Source organism: Amycolatopsis sp. NPDC051372 (assembly GCF_040682095.1).
Lineage (GTDB): Bacteria > Actinomycetota > Actinomycetes > Mycobacteriales > Pseudonocardiaceae > Amycolatopsis.
The window spans coordinates 107970-123247 of the sequence record NZ_JBFBAF010000014.1 but is presented as its reverse complement, the minus strand read 5'-3'; the positions used below and the strand labels follow the sequence as shown (position 1 = coordinate 123247).

The 15278-nt window shown below is 70.7% G+C and carries 15 protein-coding genes; 9 read left to right on the top strand and 6 right to left on the bottom strand.

Annotation, left to right across the window (positions count from 1 at the left end; all coding sequences use genetic code 11):
* The first annotated feature begins 99 nt into the window (after nt 1–99).
* The 3 genes from AB0M56_RS22205 (at nt 100) to AB0M56_RS22195 (ending at nt 3324) form a co-directional block, all read left to right on the top strand.
* Complete coding sequence (locus tag AB0M56_RS22205; protein ID WP_364179106.1) at nt 100–738, top strand: response regulator transcription factor; 639 nt, start codon at nt 100–102, stop codon at nt 736–738.
* A gap of 259 nt (nt 739–997) precedes the next feature.
* The gene (locus tag AB0M56_RS22200; protein WP_364179104.1) at nt 998–1456 is read left to right on the top strand and encodes a DUF6292 family protein; all 459 of its coding nucleotides are present in this window, start codon (nt 998–1000) and stop codon (nt 1454–1456) included.
* A 158-nt stretch (nt 1457–1614) separates the two neighbouring features.
* Nucleotides 1615–3324: a GAF domain-containing protein gene (locus AB0M56_RS22195; RefSeq protein ID WP_364179102.1), complete on the top strand. Its 1710-nt coding sequence runs from the start codon at nt 1615–1617 to the stop codon at nt 3322–3324.
* A gap of 30 nt (nt 3325–3354) precedes the next feature.
* Here AB0M56_RS22195 and AB0M56_RS22190 read toward each other — a convergent pair whose 3' ends face one another.
* Nucleotides 3355–4350: a nitroreductase family protein gene (locus tag AB0M56_RS22190; RefSeq protein ID WP_364179100.1), complete on the bottom strand. Its 996-nt coding sequence runs from the start codon at nt 4348–4350 to the stop codon at nt 3355–3357.
* A gap of 140 nt (nt 4351–4490) precedes the next feature.
* On the opposite strand from AB0M56_RS22190, the gene AB0M56_RS22185 reads away from it, so the two are divergent.
* Both AB0M56_RS22185 and AB0M56_RS22180 read left to right on the top strand, forming a co-directional pair.
* A complete protein-coding gene (locus tag AB0M56_RS22185; protein ID WP_364179098.1) occupies nt 4491–6224 on the top strand; it encodes a GAF domain-containing protein in 1734 nt (577 codons plus the stop codon).
* A gap of 114 nt (nt 6225–6338) precedes the next feature.
* Nucleotides 6339–7325: a hypothetical protein gene (locus tag AB0M56_RS22180; protein WP_364179096.1), complete on the top strand. Its 987-nt coding sequence runs from the start codon at nt 6339–6341 to the stop codon at nt 7323–7325.
* A 155-nt stretch (nt 7326–7480) separates the two neighbouring features.
* On the opposite strand, the gene AB0M56_RS22175 is transcribed toward AB0M56_RS22180, so the two are convergent.
* Complete coding sequence (locus tag AB0M56_RS22175; protein WP_364179094.1) at nt 7481–8206, bottom strand: PIG-L deacetylase family protein; 726 nt, start codon at nt 8204–8206, stop codon at nt 7481–7483.
* 318 nt (nt 8207–8524) lie between these two features.
* On the opposite strand from AB0M56_RS22175, the gene wrbA reads away from it, so the two are divergent.
* On the top strand, nt 8525–9136 hold the full coding sequence (wrbA, locus tag AB0M56_RS22170) for an NAD(P)H:quinone oxidoreductase (protein WP_364179093.1): 612 nt from the start codon (nt 8525–8527) through the stop codon (nt 9134–9136).
* A 60-nt stretch (nt 9137–9196) separates the two neighbouring features.
* A complete protein-coding gene (locus AB0M56_RS22165) occupies nt 9197–10006 on the top strand; it encodes an IclR family transcriptional regulator (RefSeq protein WP_364179091.1) in 810 nt (269 codons plus the stop codon).
* Between the two features lie 65 nt (nt 10007–10071).
* On the opposite strand, the gene AB0M56_RS22160 is transcribed toward AB0M56_RS22165, so the two are convergent.
* From AB0M56_RS22160 to AB0M56_RS22150, 3 genes are read right to left on the bottom strand one after another with little or no spacing between them, the layout of a single operon-like run.
* Entirely contained in the window at nt 10072–11601 is a 1530-nt protein-coding gene (locus AB0M56_RS22160) for an MFS transporter (RefSeq protein ID WP_364179089.1), read from the bottom strand.
* A 28-nt stretch (nt 11602–11629) separates the two neighbouring features.
* Nucleotides 11630–12376 (bottom strand): nitroreductase, encoded by a 747-nt coding sequence (locus AB0M56_RS22155; RefSeq protein WP_364179087.1) that lies wholly within the window; start codon nt 12374–12376, stop codon nt 11630–11632.
* Between the two features lie 18 nt (nt 12377–12394).
* Nucleotides 12395–12958: a DUF4863 family protein gene (locus tag AB0M56_RS22150; protein WP_364179085.1), complete on the bottom strand. Its 564-nt coding sequence runs from the start codon at nt 12956–12958 to the stop codon at nt 12395–12397.
* A gap of 103 nt (nt 12959–13061) precedes the next feature.
* On the opposite strand from AB0M56_RS22150, the gene AB0M56_RS22145 reads away from it, so the two are divergent.
* The gene (locus AB0M56_RS22145; protein WP_364179083.1) at nt 13062–13739 is read left to right on the top strand and encodes a TetR/AcrR family transcriptional regulator; all 678 of its coding nucleotides are present in this window, start codon (nt 13062–13064) and stop codon (nt 13737–13739) included.
* Here the strand turns inward: AB0M56_RS22145 and AB0M56_RS22140 are convergent.
* Nucleotides 13730–14404: a TetR/AcrR family transcriptional regulator gene (locus AB0M56_RS22140; protein ID WP_364179081.1), complete on the bottom strand. Its 675-nt coding sequence runs from the start codon at nt 14402–14404 to the stop codon at nt 13730–13732. The two genes, AB0M56_RS22145 and AB0M56_RS22140, sit on opposite strands and share 10 nt — an antisense overlap.
* A 107-nt stretch (nt 14405–14511) precedes the next feature.
* Between AB0M56_RS22140 and AB0M56_RS22135 the strand changes: the two genes are divergently transcribed.
* Nucleotides 14512–15270, top strand: a complete 759-nt coding sequence (locus AB0M56_RS22135; RefSeq protein WP_364179080.1) for an arylamine N-acetyltransferase — start codon at nt 14512–14514, stop codon at nt 15268–15270.
* Nucleotides 15271–15278: the final 8 nt, after the last annotated feature.

Genomic DNA, 15278 nt, shown 5'->3' with positions numbered 1-15278 from the left:
ACCTCCGGCTCGAGACCCGGGACTTTGGTCATCCCGGCACCGGGGCCGGGCGGTCGTAGGCTGATCCGCGTCATCCCTTCTCGGCAGGGGAGGTCGCCGATGCTCCGCGTTTTTCTCGTGGACGACCACGAGGTCGTGCGCCGTGGCGTGGCCGACCTGCTGGACGAGGACGAGGAGATCACCGTCGTCGGGCAGGCCGGCAACGTATCGCAGGCGCTGGCCCGGATCCCTGCGCTCCGGCCCGATGTCGCCGTGCTGGACGTGCGGATGCCCGACGGCAACGGCATCGAGCTGGCGCGCGAGCTGCGTTCGAAGCTGCCTGAGCTCAAGTGCCTGATGCTCACCTCCTACACCGACGAGCAGGCGATGCTCGACGCGGTGATGGCCGGCGCCGCCGGGTTCGTGATCAAGGACATCAAGGGCATGGACCTGGTTTCGGCGGTCCGGGAGGTCGGCGCGGGCAAGTCCCTGCTCGACGCGCACGCGGCGGCGGCCTTGATGGCCAGGCTGCGCGAGAGCCAGACCAAGAAAGGCCCGTTGTCCGACCTGTCGGACCAGGAACGCAAGCTGCTGGAGCTGATCGGCGAAGGCCTGACCAACCGGCAGATCGCGGAACGGATGTTCCTGGCCGAGAAGACCGTCAAGAACTACGTCTCGCGGCTGCTGGCCAAGCTGGGCCTGGAGCGCCGGACCCAAGCCGCTGTCCTGGCCACGGAGCTGCGCAGCCAGGAACACTGAACCGGCGCGTGGCGCTGCCTCGTGGTGATGTCGCAAGTATCGCCGGGGCCGCATCACTTCGAGCGATCGTCCTCAATGGACTGTGGGCCTCGTCGTCGCCGAGCTTCGGGAGGCGCGGCGGCCACCGGCGTGAGCCGGGTACGAAAGTCCTTGCGGCAGAGGCCGAACGCCGCCATCGGGCCGCCACCGCGCCGTCGTAACGTCGCGGCCGGAGAGGCCACGGCCGGGAGCGGCCGGTGGGCGCCGACCACGTTGGAGGGTGATTCCGCTGCAGACCGTCATCGACGACGACCACCGCCTGCGGTGCGGCCTGAGCGGCTACCTGTCCGCGGTGAGTGCCGCGGTGGGCGTGGGGGTGGAATCGTGCACCGTGGACCTCGACGACCCCGTCTCGGCGTACGTGGCGCTGGACGTGCGCTTGCGCCGGCGGCCGGGGCGGGACACGGCCCTGGTGTGGGATGAGCGGTACGGCTGGTCGTTCGCCATGGAAACGCATTCCGGTGAGGATTTGCTGGTGCTCGCCTACTTCGGCGACGAGGTCGTGCCCGAGCCGGTTGCCGTGCGCCGCTTCGTGGCCGGCGTCCGGTGCGCCGACACGGTCCCGGCACCGGTCCCGCCTGAGGCCGGTGGTGACCGGGGCGAGCTGGTCGCCCGGTTGCTGCGGTACCGCCTCGACAACTCTTCCGCCGGTGTCCTGATCTTGCGCTGGGCCGGTTGACCTTTCGTCCACAGTGGACATGTGGGTGAACCCCGTGCGGCCCTGGACCGCCGGTCGGGTTTTCACCGGCTTGACGGTGCTCGCGAGGATGGGAGACTGGGTGTCCGGAGCGGCGACCTGCGCGGTGTGCGAGGACCGCGGCGAAGACAGGAACGGCTGTGAGCGGTGCTCAGGACGACCGGCCAGACCCGGGCAGGCTGACCTTCCCCGACCTGCCGCGGCTGGAGCTCGACCAGTTGCTCGCGCAGCTGGTCGAACGCGCCCAGGAGGTCATGGGAACCCAAGGCCGGCTGCGCGGCCTGCTGCGCGCGACCACGATGATCACGAGTGACCTCGCCCTGCCCGCGCTGCTCACGCGCATCGTCGAGGCGGCTCGCGAGCTGGTCGGGGCGCACTACGCGGCACTGGGCGTGATCGGCCCGGACGGACAGCTCGCCGAGTTCGTGCACGTGGGCATGCCCGCGGAGACGTTGGAGAAACTGGGCCACCTGCCCGAGGGCAAAGGCCTGCTCGGTGCCCTGGTCGAGGATCCCCGGCCCATCCGGCTCGCCCGCCTGCAGGACGATCCGCGCTCCACCGGATTCCCGGCCGGCCATCCGCCGATGGCGAGCTTCCTGGGCGTCCCGATCCGGGTGCGTGACGCCGTGTTCGGCAACCTCTACCTCACCGACAGCGTCAGCGGCGGGTTCAGCGCCGAGGACGAGGAGCTTGCGCTGGCCCTGGCCGCCGCCGCGGGTAGTGCGATCGACAACGCGCGCCTGTACCAGACGGCGAGGGTCCAGCAGGAATGGCTGCGCGCGTCCGCCGCGATCACCCGCGAGCTCCTCTCGACGGAGTCGGAGAACCCGCTCGCGCTCATCGCTCGCCACACCCGGGAGCTCGCCGACGCCGAGCTGGTGACGGTCGTCCGACCAGCCGGTGCCGAGGGCACCCTGCGCGTGGACCTGGCAGTCGGGGCCGGCGCCGAGAAGCTGGAGGGCATGGTGCTGCCCCTCGGCTCGTCGGTCTCCGGCTCGGTCTTCGTCACCGGTGAACCGATGATGGGCTCGTGGCTCGAACAACGGGAGCGGCTGCCGATCCGGCCGCCGATCGAAATGGAGGTCGACGCCGTGCTCGTCGTGCCGCTCACCGGCAGCGGGCAGGTCAACGGCGTGCTCACTGCGGCGCGCGCCGCGGGCCGTCCGCCGTTCACCGTGGACGATCTGGAGATGGCGGCGGGGTTCGCCAACCAGGCGTCCGTCGCGATCGAGCTGGCCGAGGCGCGGGCCGAACAGCAGCGCAACGCCCTGTACGACGAACGTGAGCGGATCGCCGCCGATCTGCACAGCCAGGTGGTCCGGCGGCTGTACTCCGCCGGCCTGGCGTTGCAGACGACGGCCGGTCTCGCCCGGTCGGCGATCGTCGCGCGCCGGGTCCGCAAGACGATCGCCGACCTCGACGACGTCATCGACCAGATCCAGGCCACCGTGTTCTCTGTTGACGACCCGGCCGACACCGGCCCGTCACCGGAGCGCGACGAGATCCTGCGGGTGCTCGCCGAGGCCACCCCCGTGCTCGGGTTCGCCGTCTCGACCCAGTTCTCCGGCAAGCTGGACACGCTGGTGGCCGCCGATCTGGTGCCTTTCCTCGAGCGGGGCCTGCGGCTGATCGCGCACCACGCGGCCGCGGCCTGGGTCCAGGTGGAGATCCGGTCCGAGCCGCGCCGGCTCACCGCGGTGATCCGGCACGACGGCACGGGCGACCTCGAAGAATCGGCCGCCGCGGACCTCGCGGAGCTGGCGGAAGCCGCGCGGCTGCGCGGCGGGACCTGCGGGGTCGGCCACGGTGCCGAGGCCGGCTCCGTGCGCTGGACGGTGCCGGCGGGCTAGGTGTGCCTGGGACGGGAGCCCGCGCGGTCGTCAGGCGGTGACGAGGGTCGGAGCCACCACGACCTCCTCCAGCTCCCGTCTCGGCGTCGGCGAGGCCGGCGAACCGTGGCCCAGGCGCAGGATGATCTGGGGCCAGACGCCACCGCCGAGCAGCACGCGGAGCCGTTCGCGGACGCGCGCGACTTCGACCGGTTGCGAGATGAAGGACGCGTCGAGCCCCAGCGCCGTCGCGGTCAGCAACACGCGTTGCATGGCCTGGCCGGTCCTCAGCCGGTCGACCGGGTCGTCGCCGAACGAGCCGATCACCAGGACCAGCGGTTCGGGCGCCGTACCCAGCCGGGGCACGCCGGTGGTCCTGATTCCGGAATCTCGGAGGACCCAGGCGTCGTCGGCCGGCAGGATCCCCCCGGCGGACATCGGCACGCCGTCGCGGGCGGACCCCTCGCGCGCGGTCCAGCGCTGCCACTCGGCGAGGAACGCGGGATCGGTCATCTGGATCCGGTGGCTCGACCGCACCAGCTTCTTCAGCTCCGCCACCTGGCCGTGATCGAGGCGGGGTAGCCAGGCCTGTTCGAGCTCCGCGGCGTGGCGCAGCAGGCCGACGACCGACGGGGGCACGACCTCGGCGCTGAACGGCGATCGGTTCGTGTGGCGGCGCGGGATCTCCCGCGCGAGCCGGGCGAGGCGGTCGTCGATCGAGGTGGCGCCCACCGGCCGCACCACGGCCAGCAGGTCCGGCTCCGGGCGGCGCGGGAACAGGGACACGACCGGGTGCACGCCGCACGCGTGGATCGCGGCGCGGAGGTTGAACAGTGACGCGCCGCAGGACAGCAGGAGCTCACGCCGGTCCGGGTCGGCGACGGGCAGGATCCGGTCGGGGTCCGCGCGGACCTCGATCCCTCCTGGTCCGCTGGCGAACAGCCAGGGCTGGGTGTTGTGCGTCGACGGCGCGAGCGTCGCGGCGCGCAGAGCCGATCTCACCTGTTCGGAGGTGAGCCGCCCGGTCGCAGCCACTTGTAGTGTCATCGGTCTCCTGGCCGTGGGAAGACGAGTGCTGGTCGGAGTCGAGCCTTGCCCTGCCAGGCTGGTCGACCGCAGCGGCGGCGGACAGAGGCGAAAGTCATCACAGGCGGCGACGCCGTGGGATGAGGGAGGCGAGCGGACCGATGCCGGCAACCGGGTCCGGGGAGAGCGCCCGCAGGCTTTCGGGCACGCTGGGACAGCTGCGCCTGCGGGAGACGCTGCGAGATCTCCAAGAGCGCGTCGAGCAGCTGATCGGTACGCGCGACAAGATGGACGGCCTGCTCGACGCGGTGCTCGCGGTGGCGTCGGGACTGGAACTGGACACGACGCTGCGCCGCATCGTCCAAGCCGCGACCGACCTCGGCGAGGCGCGGTACGGGGCGCTCGGGGTGCTCGCCGACGACGGTTCGCTCGCGGAGTTCGTGTACCTCGGCATCGATTCGGCGACGCGGGAGCGCATCGGTCACCTGCCCGAGGGCCACGGGCTGCTGGGCCTGGTCATCGACGAGGCGAAGCCACTGCGGCTGGAAAAGATCTCGGAGCATCCCGCTTCCGTCGGGTTTCCGGCGCACCACCCGCCCATGCACTCCTTCCTCGGCGTTCCCGTCCGGGTGCGTGAAGAAGTCTTCGGCAACCTCTACCTCACCGAGAAGCAGGGCGGTGGCGCTTTCACCGACGACGACGAGGTGATGGTGCAAGCGCTCGCTGCCGCGGCCGGGATCGCGATCGAGAACTCGCACCTGTACGAGCAGGCGCAGGTGCGACAGCGGTGGCTCGGTGCGACGAGTGAGGTCACGACCGAGCTGCTCGGCGGCACGGACCCGGCCGACGCGCTGAACCTGATCGCCGAACGGGCCCTGGAGCTGACCGGCTCGGACGTGACGATGCTGGCGCTGCCCAACTCCGGTCGGCTGGACGTCGACGAGGACTGGGACGACGAGGCCACCGACCTGACGATCACCGTCTGCGCGAGCGTGAGCGCGGTCGAGCTCACCGGCCTGCGGATCGACGCCGCCTCGACCGTTCCGGGCGCGGTCTACCGGGACCGGACCCCGCGCAGCATCCCGGGCCTGGATCTCGGCGGGGGCCGGCGGTTCGGCCCGACGCTCGTGGTGCCCCTGCGCACGGGGGACCGCACGTCGGGAGTCCTGATCGCGGTCCGTGAGCCGGGCGCCGCCGCGTTCGAGGCGACGCAGCTGCCGGTCCTCGCGTCGTTCGCCGACCAGGCCGCGCTCGCCCTCCAGCTGGCGGCCCAGCAACGCGCCGCCCGCGAGCTGGACGTGCTGTCCGACCGCGACCGGATCGCCCGCGACCTGCACGACCACGTGATCCAGCGGCTCTTCGCGGTCGGGCTGGCGATGCAGGGCACGCGCCGCCGGTTGAAGGAGCCGGAGCTGAAGCGGCGGCTTCAGGACAGCGTCGACCAGATGCACGAGATCGTCCACGAGATCCGCACCGCGATCTTCGACCTGCACGGTGGCGCGGCGGGGGCGACCGGGCTGACCCTGCGGCACCGCCTCTACGACGCGATCGCCGAGCTCACCGACGAAGCGCCCGTGCATCCCACGGTGAGCATGTCCGGAACCGTCGACGCGGTGCCCGCGCAGCTGGGGGAACACGTGGAGGCCGTGGTCCGCGAGGCCGTCAGCAACGCCGTCCGGCACGCCGACGCCACGTCGGTGACCATCGCGGTGTCGGTCAAGGACGAAGTGCTCCGGGTGTCGGTCGCGGACGACGGCGCGGGGCTGCCCGCCGAGGTCTCGCCGAGCGGGCTGGGCAACCTGCGCGACCGGGCCGAATCGGCGGGGGGGACCTTCACGATCGAGTCGCGCCCGGGCGGCGGCACGCGGGTCGAGTGGACTGTGCCCCTGCCTTGAGCCGGTCACCGGGGGTCTTAGGTCCCTCGACCTCGTGACCGCCGCCCGTACACCGGGCCGGCCGCGCGGACCAGGCTCGACGGTGCCCCAAGGTGTCGTCCCCCGGAGACCACGATGAACGACCAGCTCCCCACCGCGTTCGACCAGGCCCTCGCGGCGGCGGTGCGAGCGCCGTCTCCGCACAACACCCAGCCGTGGCGGTTCGTGGTGGACGCTGCCGCGGTCGAGGTGTGGCTCGACCGCGAGCGGGTCCTCGCGGTCGCGGATCCCGCGGCGCGCGAGGCGAGGCTGTCCTGTGGCGCCGCCGTGCTGAACCTCGTGATCACCCTGCGGCTCAACGGGCTCGGCGCGCGGGTGCGGATCCTGCCGGACCCCGCGTCGCCGGACCTGCTCGCCGTGATCGGTCTCGACGGCACCCGGCGTTCGACGGAACAGGACCGCAGGCTCGCCGAGGCGGTGCACCGCAGGCACACGAACCGCCGCCCGTTCGTCGACCGCGCGGTGCCGGCGGTCGCCCGCGCCCGGCTGAAGTCGGCGGCGCTGACCGAAGGCGGGCAGCTCGAGTTCCTGGACGCCTCGGGGCGCTACCCGAAGGTCGCCGCGCTCGTCCGGCGAGCGGAGTCGTTGCAGTCCGAGGATCCGGCCTTCCGGGCGGAGTCGGCGTTCTGGACCGCGCGCGCGGCGGAGAGCCCGGACGGGGTGCCGACGGCCGCTTTCGGGCCGCCGCACGAGATCCCCGGTGTCGTGTGCAACCGCGCCTCGCACACGAACCCGGCCGTTCCCTCGCGGGTGTTCGAGCAGGATCCGTTGCTGGCGGTCGTGCTGACGCGCGACCACGGCGCGGCCGCCGACGTCCGGGCCGGCATGGCCATGCAGCGCGTCCTCCTGACCGCCACGGCGGAGGGCCTCGCCACCTCGTTCCTCTCGCAGCCTCTGGAGGTCCGCAGCACCCGGGGACAGTTCCTGGAGCTGTTCCGCGGGCTGGGCCAAGTGCACGCGCTGCTGCGGATCGGGTACGGCCACCCGACCCGGATGACGTCGCGACGACCGGCCGCCGAGGTGACGACACAGCGGGCCGAACCCGACGTGCCGGCCTTCTGACGTCTCAGGTCAGGACGGTTCCGGGACGGGGATCAATACCGAAGGTTCTGATTTCTCGCCCTATCGGAAAGTGTCGTTGATCGCGTCGCACCCGGCGGGTTCCGATCAACGGATGGTCACTATCCATGACCAACGGACCATCGCGCGCGACCGGGTCAGAGCACGATCACCTCGGCGGGGACGGCGAACCGCACACCCAGCCGCGCGCCCGTCTCGGCTCCGGTGGATTCGAGGAACTCCCGGGGCGAGGCCATGTCGCCCGGGCCGATGCCGCGCAGGTACTCGGCGTGGGCTTCGAGGGAGGCGACGCCCTGGTCGAGGAACTCCGTGGTGTCCACGCCGTGGGTGGATTCGGGGCTGTGGGTGACGATGATCCGCCGCACCTGCCACGGGTCGAGACCTTCGTCGAGCAGCTCGCGGAAGATCCAGCGGTTGCCCGCGTCCCGGGCCCCGTCCAGGACGGCGCGGCCCAGCGCGATGTGGTCGGCCTGGTTGGGCGCACCCGGACCCCAGCGGTCGTGGTAGTTGCCGGTCACGACCACGTCGGGGCGGTGCCGGCGGATGGCCCGGGCGATGTCGCGCCGCAGCGGGAGCCCGTATTCGAGAACGCCGTCCGGGTAACCGAAAAACTCCACGAGGCCGACGCCGACGGCCGCCGCACCGGCGCGCTCCTCGGCCTCGCGCAGCGGTCCGGCGACCGCGGGGTCGATGGCGTCGATGCCGGCCTCGCCACTCGTGGCCAGGCAGTAGACGACCTTCTTGCCCTGCGAGGTCCAGCGGGCGACGGCCGAGGCCGTGCCGTACTCCAGGTCGTCCGGATGCGCGGCGAACGCCAGCGCCGTCGACCACGATTCATCCAGCGGCACCAGTGGTCCGGTCACCCTCGGATCAGCCTTTCTCGAAACCCCGCAGTTTGAACTCGAGTCACCCTACTCGAATGCGGCGGCAGCGTTTCCGGGCAGTGGCGGTGAGTCGATCTCGACAAAAAGTGACCCGATTGCGGGTGTTCTCTCCGTGTTCACATCGGGTATTCACGCTGTGGATCCGGTGAGTTTTCCGAAACTGTCCCTGTCGTGCCGGCGCCGGAAGCCGCACGTCGGGTTGGCCACATCGTGACCCGCCGGGTGCCGGCTCCTGATAAGTTACACATCCTCACTGTAACGTTCGAACGGCCGACCGCCGTGAACCGAGAGGATCCCATGCCCGAGCCGACCAGGGTGACCGTCGTCTACTACTCGTCCACCGGCACCACGCACGAACTCGCCCGGGAGATCGTGATCGGGGCCGAGAAGGCCGGCGCCGAGGTTCGCCTGCGCAAGGTCCCCGAACTCGCGCCGGAGGCGGCGATCGCGTCGCGGCTGGCGTGGGCCGAGCACGTCGCCGCGACCCGCGACCTGCCGGTCGCCACTCCCGACGACCTGCTGTGGGCGGACGGCATCGTGATGGGGTCACCCACTCGCTTCGGCAACATCGCCAGCCAGCTCAAGCAGTTCCTCGACACGCTGGGTCCCCAGTGGGCGCAGGGGCAGCTCGCGGACAAGGTGTACTCCGGGTTCACGACGACCGACACCGACCACGGCGGCCAGGAATCGACGTTGCTCGCCCTGTACACCACGTTCCACCACTTCGGCGGCATCGTCGTCGCGCCGGGATACACCGATCCCGTCAAGTTCGCCGACGGAAACCCCTACGGCAGCAGCCATGTCGGGCGGCGAGGCGAGGCGCCCGTCGACGAGACCGCCCGGGCGGCGGCCCGGCACCAGGGAGAGCGTGTCGCCCGGATCGCCACCGGCGTCAAAACCTGCGGGTGATCGGTTGCCGGCGGGTGCCGTCGAGTGCGGCCGCGGCAGCGGCGGGAAGGAATACGTGTCGTGTCCGGTAACGCGCGTGAGCCCGGTCGGTCCACGGTCGATCGGCTGCTGACCCTGCTCGACGTCTTCGACGGGGCCGACCTGACCCTCGTCGAGATCGCCGGGCGATCCGGCCTGCCGCTGTCCACGACCCATCGGATGCTGGGCGCACTCGAGCGGTGGGGCGGGATCGAACGCGCGCCCAGCGGCCGGTATCGCGTGGGCCTGCGGCTTTGGGAGCTCGGAACCCGTGCGACGATCCCGTCGGGTCTGCGCGAGACGGCCCTGCCGCTCATGCAGAACCTCTACGAGTCCACGCACGAGAACGTGCAGCTCGCCCTCCGTACCGGGCACGACGCGCTGGTCATCGAGCGGCTCACCGGACCGCGGGCCGTCCGCACCGTCACGGAGGTCGGCGGGCGGCTGCCGTTGCACGCGACCGGCGTCGGAAAGGTGCTGCTCGCGTCCGCTCCCGCCCACGTCGTTTCCCAGGTGCAGCAGCGAGGTCTCGCACGCTGCACTCGCTACACCCTGACTGAACCCGGTCGGCTCGCCGCCGCGATCTTCGCGACGCGCGACACCGGAATCGGCACCGTGCACCAGGAGATGACGCTCGGTACCTCTTCGGTCGCGGCGCCGGTGACCGACGGCAGGGGAGACGTGCGGGCGGCTGTGGGCATCGTCGCGCATTCCCACGTCGACGTGTCGCGCTACGCATCCGTGATCCGTGACGTGGCAAGGGAGATCTCCCGCCACGTCCAGCCGGATGCGCCGGCGGGCCGGCCCTCCCGTCCGGCCGGCAACCGTCCACATGCGACGGACGTGCCCTGAACCCGGCCGCCGGGAACCGCACGGGCCGTGGTGTGGCCCGCTCGGTTCCCGGCGGCCGAGGGTCGTCAGTCGCCGGTGACCGCCACTGATCGCGTCGCATCCGAGCCGGCCGCGGACGAGCCGGCGGCGTCAGCCCGCCGGGCGTCGGTCCGAACGGTGCGCGAAACCCTGGCCAGCGCCATGACCGCACCGCTGGCCACCAGGAGGACCGCACCCATCACCACGAACACGGTTCGGGGAGCCGTCCCGCCGCCCAGGGCGAACCCGACGAGCAGCGGCCCCAGGATGCCGCCGATCCGGCCGATGCCCAGGGCCCAGCCGACGCCGGTCGGCCGGATCCGAGGCGGGTAGAGCACCGTGGCCAGCGCGACGACGCTCATCTGCCCACCGGTCACGCAGGTGCCGGCGAGGAACGCCGCGCCGAGCACCATCCAGTTCTGCCCCGCGACCGCGAACGCGAGCATCGACACGAACACCGCGCCGAGAAGATAGACGACACCGAGCGTCCCGAACGGCCCGCGCCGGTCCATCGAGGGCCCGATCACGAGCGCCGCGACGATCCCGCCGATCGTCGTGAGTGCCGTCGCGAGGACCGCCGTCGAGGGGGAGTGCCCGAGCCGGCCCAGGATCGTGGGCAACCAGCTCTGAACGGCGTAGAACACACCCAGGTTGAGCATGAACGCGATCCACAGCAACGCGGTGCTCACCAGCCAGTGCCGCCGGAACAGCTCGATCAGCGGAGAACGGTGTCGCACCGATGCCCCGGCGGCTCCGGAGGCGCGCTCGGCGGGCAGCACGAGCGTCGTCGGATCCAGGTCCGGGTCGAGGCGGCACAGGGTCGCGCGAGCTCGAACGGCGTCGCGGGGCAGGAGGTAGCTCGGGGAATCGGGCAGCAATCTCAGCAGAACCAGCGCGAGGAGCAACGGCAGGATGCCGCCGAGCACGAACAGCGGCCGCCATCCCCAGGCCGGGATGACCGCTCCGGAGATCAAGCTTGCCGCGACGAAGCCGAGGGCCAGCCAGCAGTAGATCAACATGACGAACGTCGAGCGGCGCCGGGCCGGCGCGAACTCGCTGGCCAGCGCGACGGCGCTCGGGATGGCCGCACCGAGGCCCGCGCCGGTCAACAGCCGCAGCGCGATCAGCTGCGTCTCGTTCCCGGCGACCGCGCACAGCACTGTGAACACCCCGAACAAGGCCGTGGCGGCGATGACGAGCTTCCGGTGCCCGATCCGGTGGGCCAAGGGCGAGAGCACCAGGTAACCGATCATCAGCCCGACGATCGAAGCCGAGAAGATCGGGCCCAGTGCGGCGACGGGCAGGGACCATTCCCGGGCGACCGCCGGGGCGACGAAGCTGATCGCTTGCGTGTCGAGACCGTCGAGGAACATGACCAAGCCGGTCAAAGCCAGGACCAGGAAGTGGAATCTGCCTACTGGTCGGCCGTCGATCAGGTCGTCCAGGTGCACGGTGCGGCCTGGTTCCGATATTCGAGAAGGCACGGCGATATCGCCTTTCGGGTGGGGGCACGATCCACCGAAGATTCGGTGTCGATACGAGGGGAGGGAGAAAGCCCGGGGATCGGGGAAAATCATCGAGCGGCAGCGAATGTGCCGTCCACGATCACACGGTTTCGCCGCTGTGGAAGGTCGTGAAGGTGTCGACCGGTGCTCGTGCTGTCCGGTGCCGGCTGAGGCGGTGGTCGGGATCGGCGTGGCCGAGCGCGAGCCCGCACACGATGATCTGGTCGTCCGGAATCTTCAGGTGCTGCCTCAGAACCGGGTAGAAGTCGATGAACGAGGCTTGCGGGCAGGTGTCGAGCCCCGCTTGCCGGGCCAGCAGCATCAACGCTTGCAGGAACAGCCCGGCGTCGATGAGCGCGCCGGCGAGCGGACTCCGGCTGACCGTGAGAACCAGGCCGACCGGGGCGCCGAAGAAGTCGTAGTTGCGGCGGTGATGAGCCAGCCGTCCCTCGGCGTCGTGCGCCTCGATGCCGAGAGTGTCCCGGTAGAGGCCTTCGCCGAAGGTCTGTCGCCGGCTCCGGAACGGTTCTTCCCACTCCTCCGGCGGAGGCTGGAACGGGTACTCGGTCTCGGCGACGCGGCCCTCGCCGTCCAGCGCCTGCCAGAGCGCCTCGGTCAGGCGTAGCTTCGGTTCGCCGGTCAGGACGTGGACGTGCCACGGCTGACTGTTGGAATTGCTGGCCGAGCGGGAGGCGAGCGCCAGCAGGCGCTCCACTTCCGCTCTCGGGACGGGGGTGGGCAGGAACGCACGCACGCTGCGCCGGGTCAGCAGCGCCTCGACGACGGTCGCCGCGCTCTTCGCCGGGCCGGCCGGCGCAGCGAGTTTAGTGGTGGTGGTGTCGTTCATCAGCTGGTCGGCCTCGGGTCAGCGCCCGTCGGACGCGGAGATCTCGTAACCCTCGGGCACGGTGACCTCGTAGTCGTCGGGCACCGTGATGTCGTAGGAGATCCGCCCCGCGGGCAGGTAGAACAAGGCGATCAGGCCGCCGCCCACGACCTCGGGGTAGTGGTGGCTGCCCGGCTCGGGCGAGGTCCATCCCGGTCCCTGCCAGCCGCGCGGCCCGCGCAGCAGGGCACCGGGATCCAGGGGGATGACCATGTTGATCTCGCCGTAGGGGTGCTGGTGGTATTCACCGCAGAACAGCGGGACGCTGTTGAGGTAGACCGCGGTGATGCTGAACCAGTTCAACCGCTCGGACGGCTCGATGATCCTGCTGCGGCGGTAGTGGGGGCCGTCCACCTCGATGTTGGCGGCCCAGCCCTCGGTCACGCCTTCCTTGATCATCCGGGCGAGGTCGTCCCACAGTTCGGAGCCCGGCCCCCGGTTCTCGTTGAGCCAGGTTTCCAGCTCGACTCCGGCTGTGCGGTTCTTGATCTCGTTGATGAACGGGATGCTGCGCTCGATTAGATCTTCGGGTGTCGCGCTCATGCGCTGTCTTCTCCTGGCGTCGTTGCCGGAGCGGGGTGCCCCGCGCTCAACGAAGGTAAGACACTCCGAACGTTACAGTCAATAGCTGTAACGTTCGAGGTCGGTGAAGGCCGCCCGCGGTGTACCCGATAATCAGGCCATGACGGACTCACGCAAGGCGGATTCGGTTGCGGGCGAAGCGGTGGCCGTGTCACGCGGTGGCCGGCCACTGGATCCCGGGCGCGACGAAGCGATCATCACGGCCGCGCGCCGGAGGCTGGTTCTCGACGGCTATTCGAAGATGACCATCGGGGACATCGCCTCCGACGCCGGTGTGTCCCGGCCGACGATCTACCGGCGCTGGCCGGGCAAGCTCCAGCTCACCATCGAGGCGATCGACTACGGGCTCCGGGCACAACGAGACACCTATCCCGATCTGAGGCTGGAGGAACTTCCCGCTCTCGAGGCGCTGACCGAGGCCGTCCGGCGGCTGGATCCGTGTTACTTCAACCCGGACGCGATGGTGCTCATGGGCAACTTCATGAGCGAGACGATGCGGACGCCGGAGCTGCTCGCGATCGTCCTGGAGCACGCCGTCGAGCCCCGGTTACGGCAGTTCGAAGGCGTGCTGGCCGAACTGCAGGAGCGCGGCGAGGTGCGGCCGGACATCGATCGGCACACGATCGCCACCTTGTGCTTCGGCAGCTACTTCGCCGCATTCCTTCGTGCGGAACCCGACCGCAAGGGGCTCGCCGAGCAGGTCGTCGCCGTCCTGTGGCCGGGGATCGCCGTTCAGTGCTGACGGTCCACTGTGGCCCGCCGTCGGGCGGGCTTTTTCCCGATGGCGGGCCACAGTACGGAGACGACCGCCTCGGCGATGTCCAGGTCGGACTCGCCGCGGAAGAAGGCGGCCAGATAACTGCCGAAGCACATGGTCGCGATCGTGTGCTTGTCGATGTCGTCGCGCACGGCCCCGCGGTCCTGCAGCCGGGTCAGCACGCTTTCGACCAGGCGCACGCGGGGTTCGACCGCGTGCTCACGGAGAATTCCGAGCAATTCGGGGGTGTGGACCGCCTCCCCGGCGAACGTGCCCATCAGGACCATCGCGTCCGGGTTGAAGTACGTGGGATCGAGGCGCCGGACGACCTCCACGAGCGCTTCCCTCGGGGCGAGTTCGTCGAGGTCCATCTCGAACATGTCGTGCTGCTTGCGGAAGCCGTAGTCGAGGGCGTCGACGACGAGCTCGAACTTGGTGGCCCAGCGCCGGTACAACGTCGGGCGGCCGACCTCGGCGTCGGCGGCGATGTCGCGGATCGTCATCCGGGAGTAGCCGTCCAGGACGAGGCGTCGCCGGGTGGCGAGGATGATCGCCTCGTCGAGCGCGGCATCGCGGGGCCGGCCGACCGGACGCGGACCGTCTTCGGTGCCGGCGGGTTCGATCGCCGTCGCTCGGCGTGCTCGCGCCACGGTTCCACCTCGCTGGGAAAGTCGATCCACAGTACGGATCCTCTGTTAACCTCGAAGTTACACACTATAGCTGTAACGTAACTAGCCGCCACCGGAGGAACGCGATCGTGGACGTCGAGGACTACCTGCGCAGACTCGAAATGGTTCACCCCGGGGTGCCCGGCCTCGAAGCACTGTGCGAGCTGCAACGGCGGCACTTGGAGCGGGTGCCGTTCGAGAACCTCGGCCGCTACCTGGGCGAGCAGGTCGACCTCGACGAGAACGCATTGCTCGACAAAGTGGTGCGGCGGCGTCGTGGCGGCCTTTGCTACGAGCTCAACGGGGCGTTCGGCTTGCTGCTGCGCGGCGTCGGGTTCGACGTGCGGCTGCTGGCCGGCCGCGTGATGCGGCGGGGCGGCGGGTTCGGCCCGCCGCTCGACCACCTGGCGCTGCGGGTGGACCTCGATGAGCCGTGGCTGGTCGACGTCGGGTTCGGCCGGTTCAGCATCCGGCCGCTGCGGCTCGCGACCACCGAGGAGCAGCCGGATCCCGCGGGCGGGTTCGCCGTGCTGCCCGCGCCGCACGGGGATGTCGACGTGCTGTGCGACGGAAACGTGGTCTACCGCCTCGAAGCGAGGCCACGAGAGCTCGAAGACTTCCAGGCGATGGCCTGGTGGCACGCGAACTCGCCGGCTTCGCCCTTCGCGCACGGGCCGACGTGTTCGCTCGTGCGGCCTGGCGGCCGGGTGACGATCGCGGGCGCCCGGCTGATCGAAACCGTGGGGGAGACGCGCACCGAGAGCGTGCTCGAAGACGACGACGCGGTCCTCGCGGCCTATCGCGAGCACTTCGGCGTCGTGCTCGATTCCGTGCCCGCCGCGGGATGATTTCGTCA

Bases quoted from the DNA above. Each gene is read 5' to 3' on its own strand.
- AB0M56_RS22205 (WP_364179106.1), top strand. From the start codon at position 100: ATGCTCCGCGTTTTTCTCGTGGACGACCACGAGGTCGTGCGCCGTGGC.
- AB0M56_RS22190 (WP_364179100.1), bottom strand. From the start codon at position 4,350: ATGACACTACAAGTGGCTGCGACCGGGCGGCTCACCTCCGAACAGGTG.
- AB0M56_RS22185 (WP_364179098.1), top strand. From the start codon at position 4,491: ATGCCGGCAACCGGGTCCGGGGAGAGCGCCCGCAGGCTTTCGGGCACG.
- AB0M56_RS22180 (WP_364179096.1), top strand. From the start codon at position 6,339: ATGAACGACCAGCTCCCCACCGCGTTCGACCAGGCCCTCGCGGCGGCG.
- wrbA (WP_364179093.1), top strand. From the start codon at position 8,525: ATGCCCGAGCCGACCAGGGTGACCGTCGTCTACTACTCGTCCACCGGC.
- AB0M56_RS22160 (WP_364179089.1), bottom strand. From the start codon at position 11,601: ATGATTTTCCCCGATCCCCGGGCTTTCTCCCTCCCCTCGTATCGACAC.
- AB0M56_RS22155 (WP_364179087.1), bottom strand. From the start codon at position 12,376: ATGAACGACACCACCACCACTAAACTCGCTGCGCCGGCCGGCCCGGCG.
- AB0M56_RS22150 (WP_364179085.1), bottom strand. From the start codon at position 12,958: ATGAGCGCGACACCCGAAGATCTAATCGAGCGCAGCATCCCGTTCATC.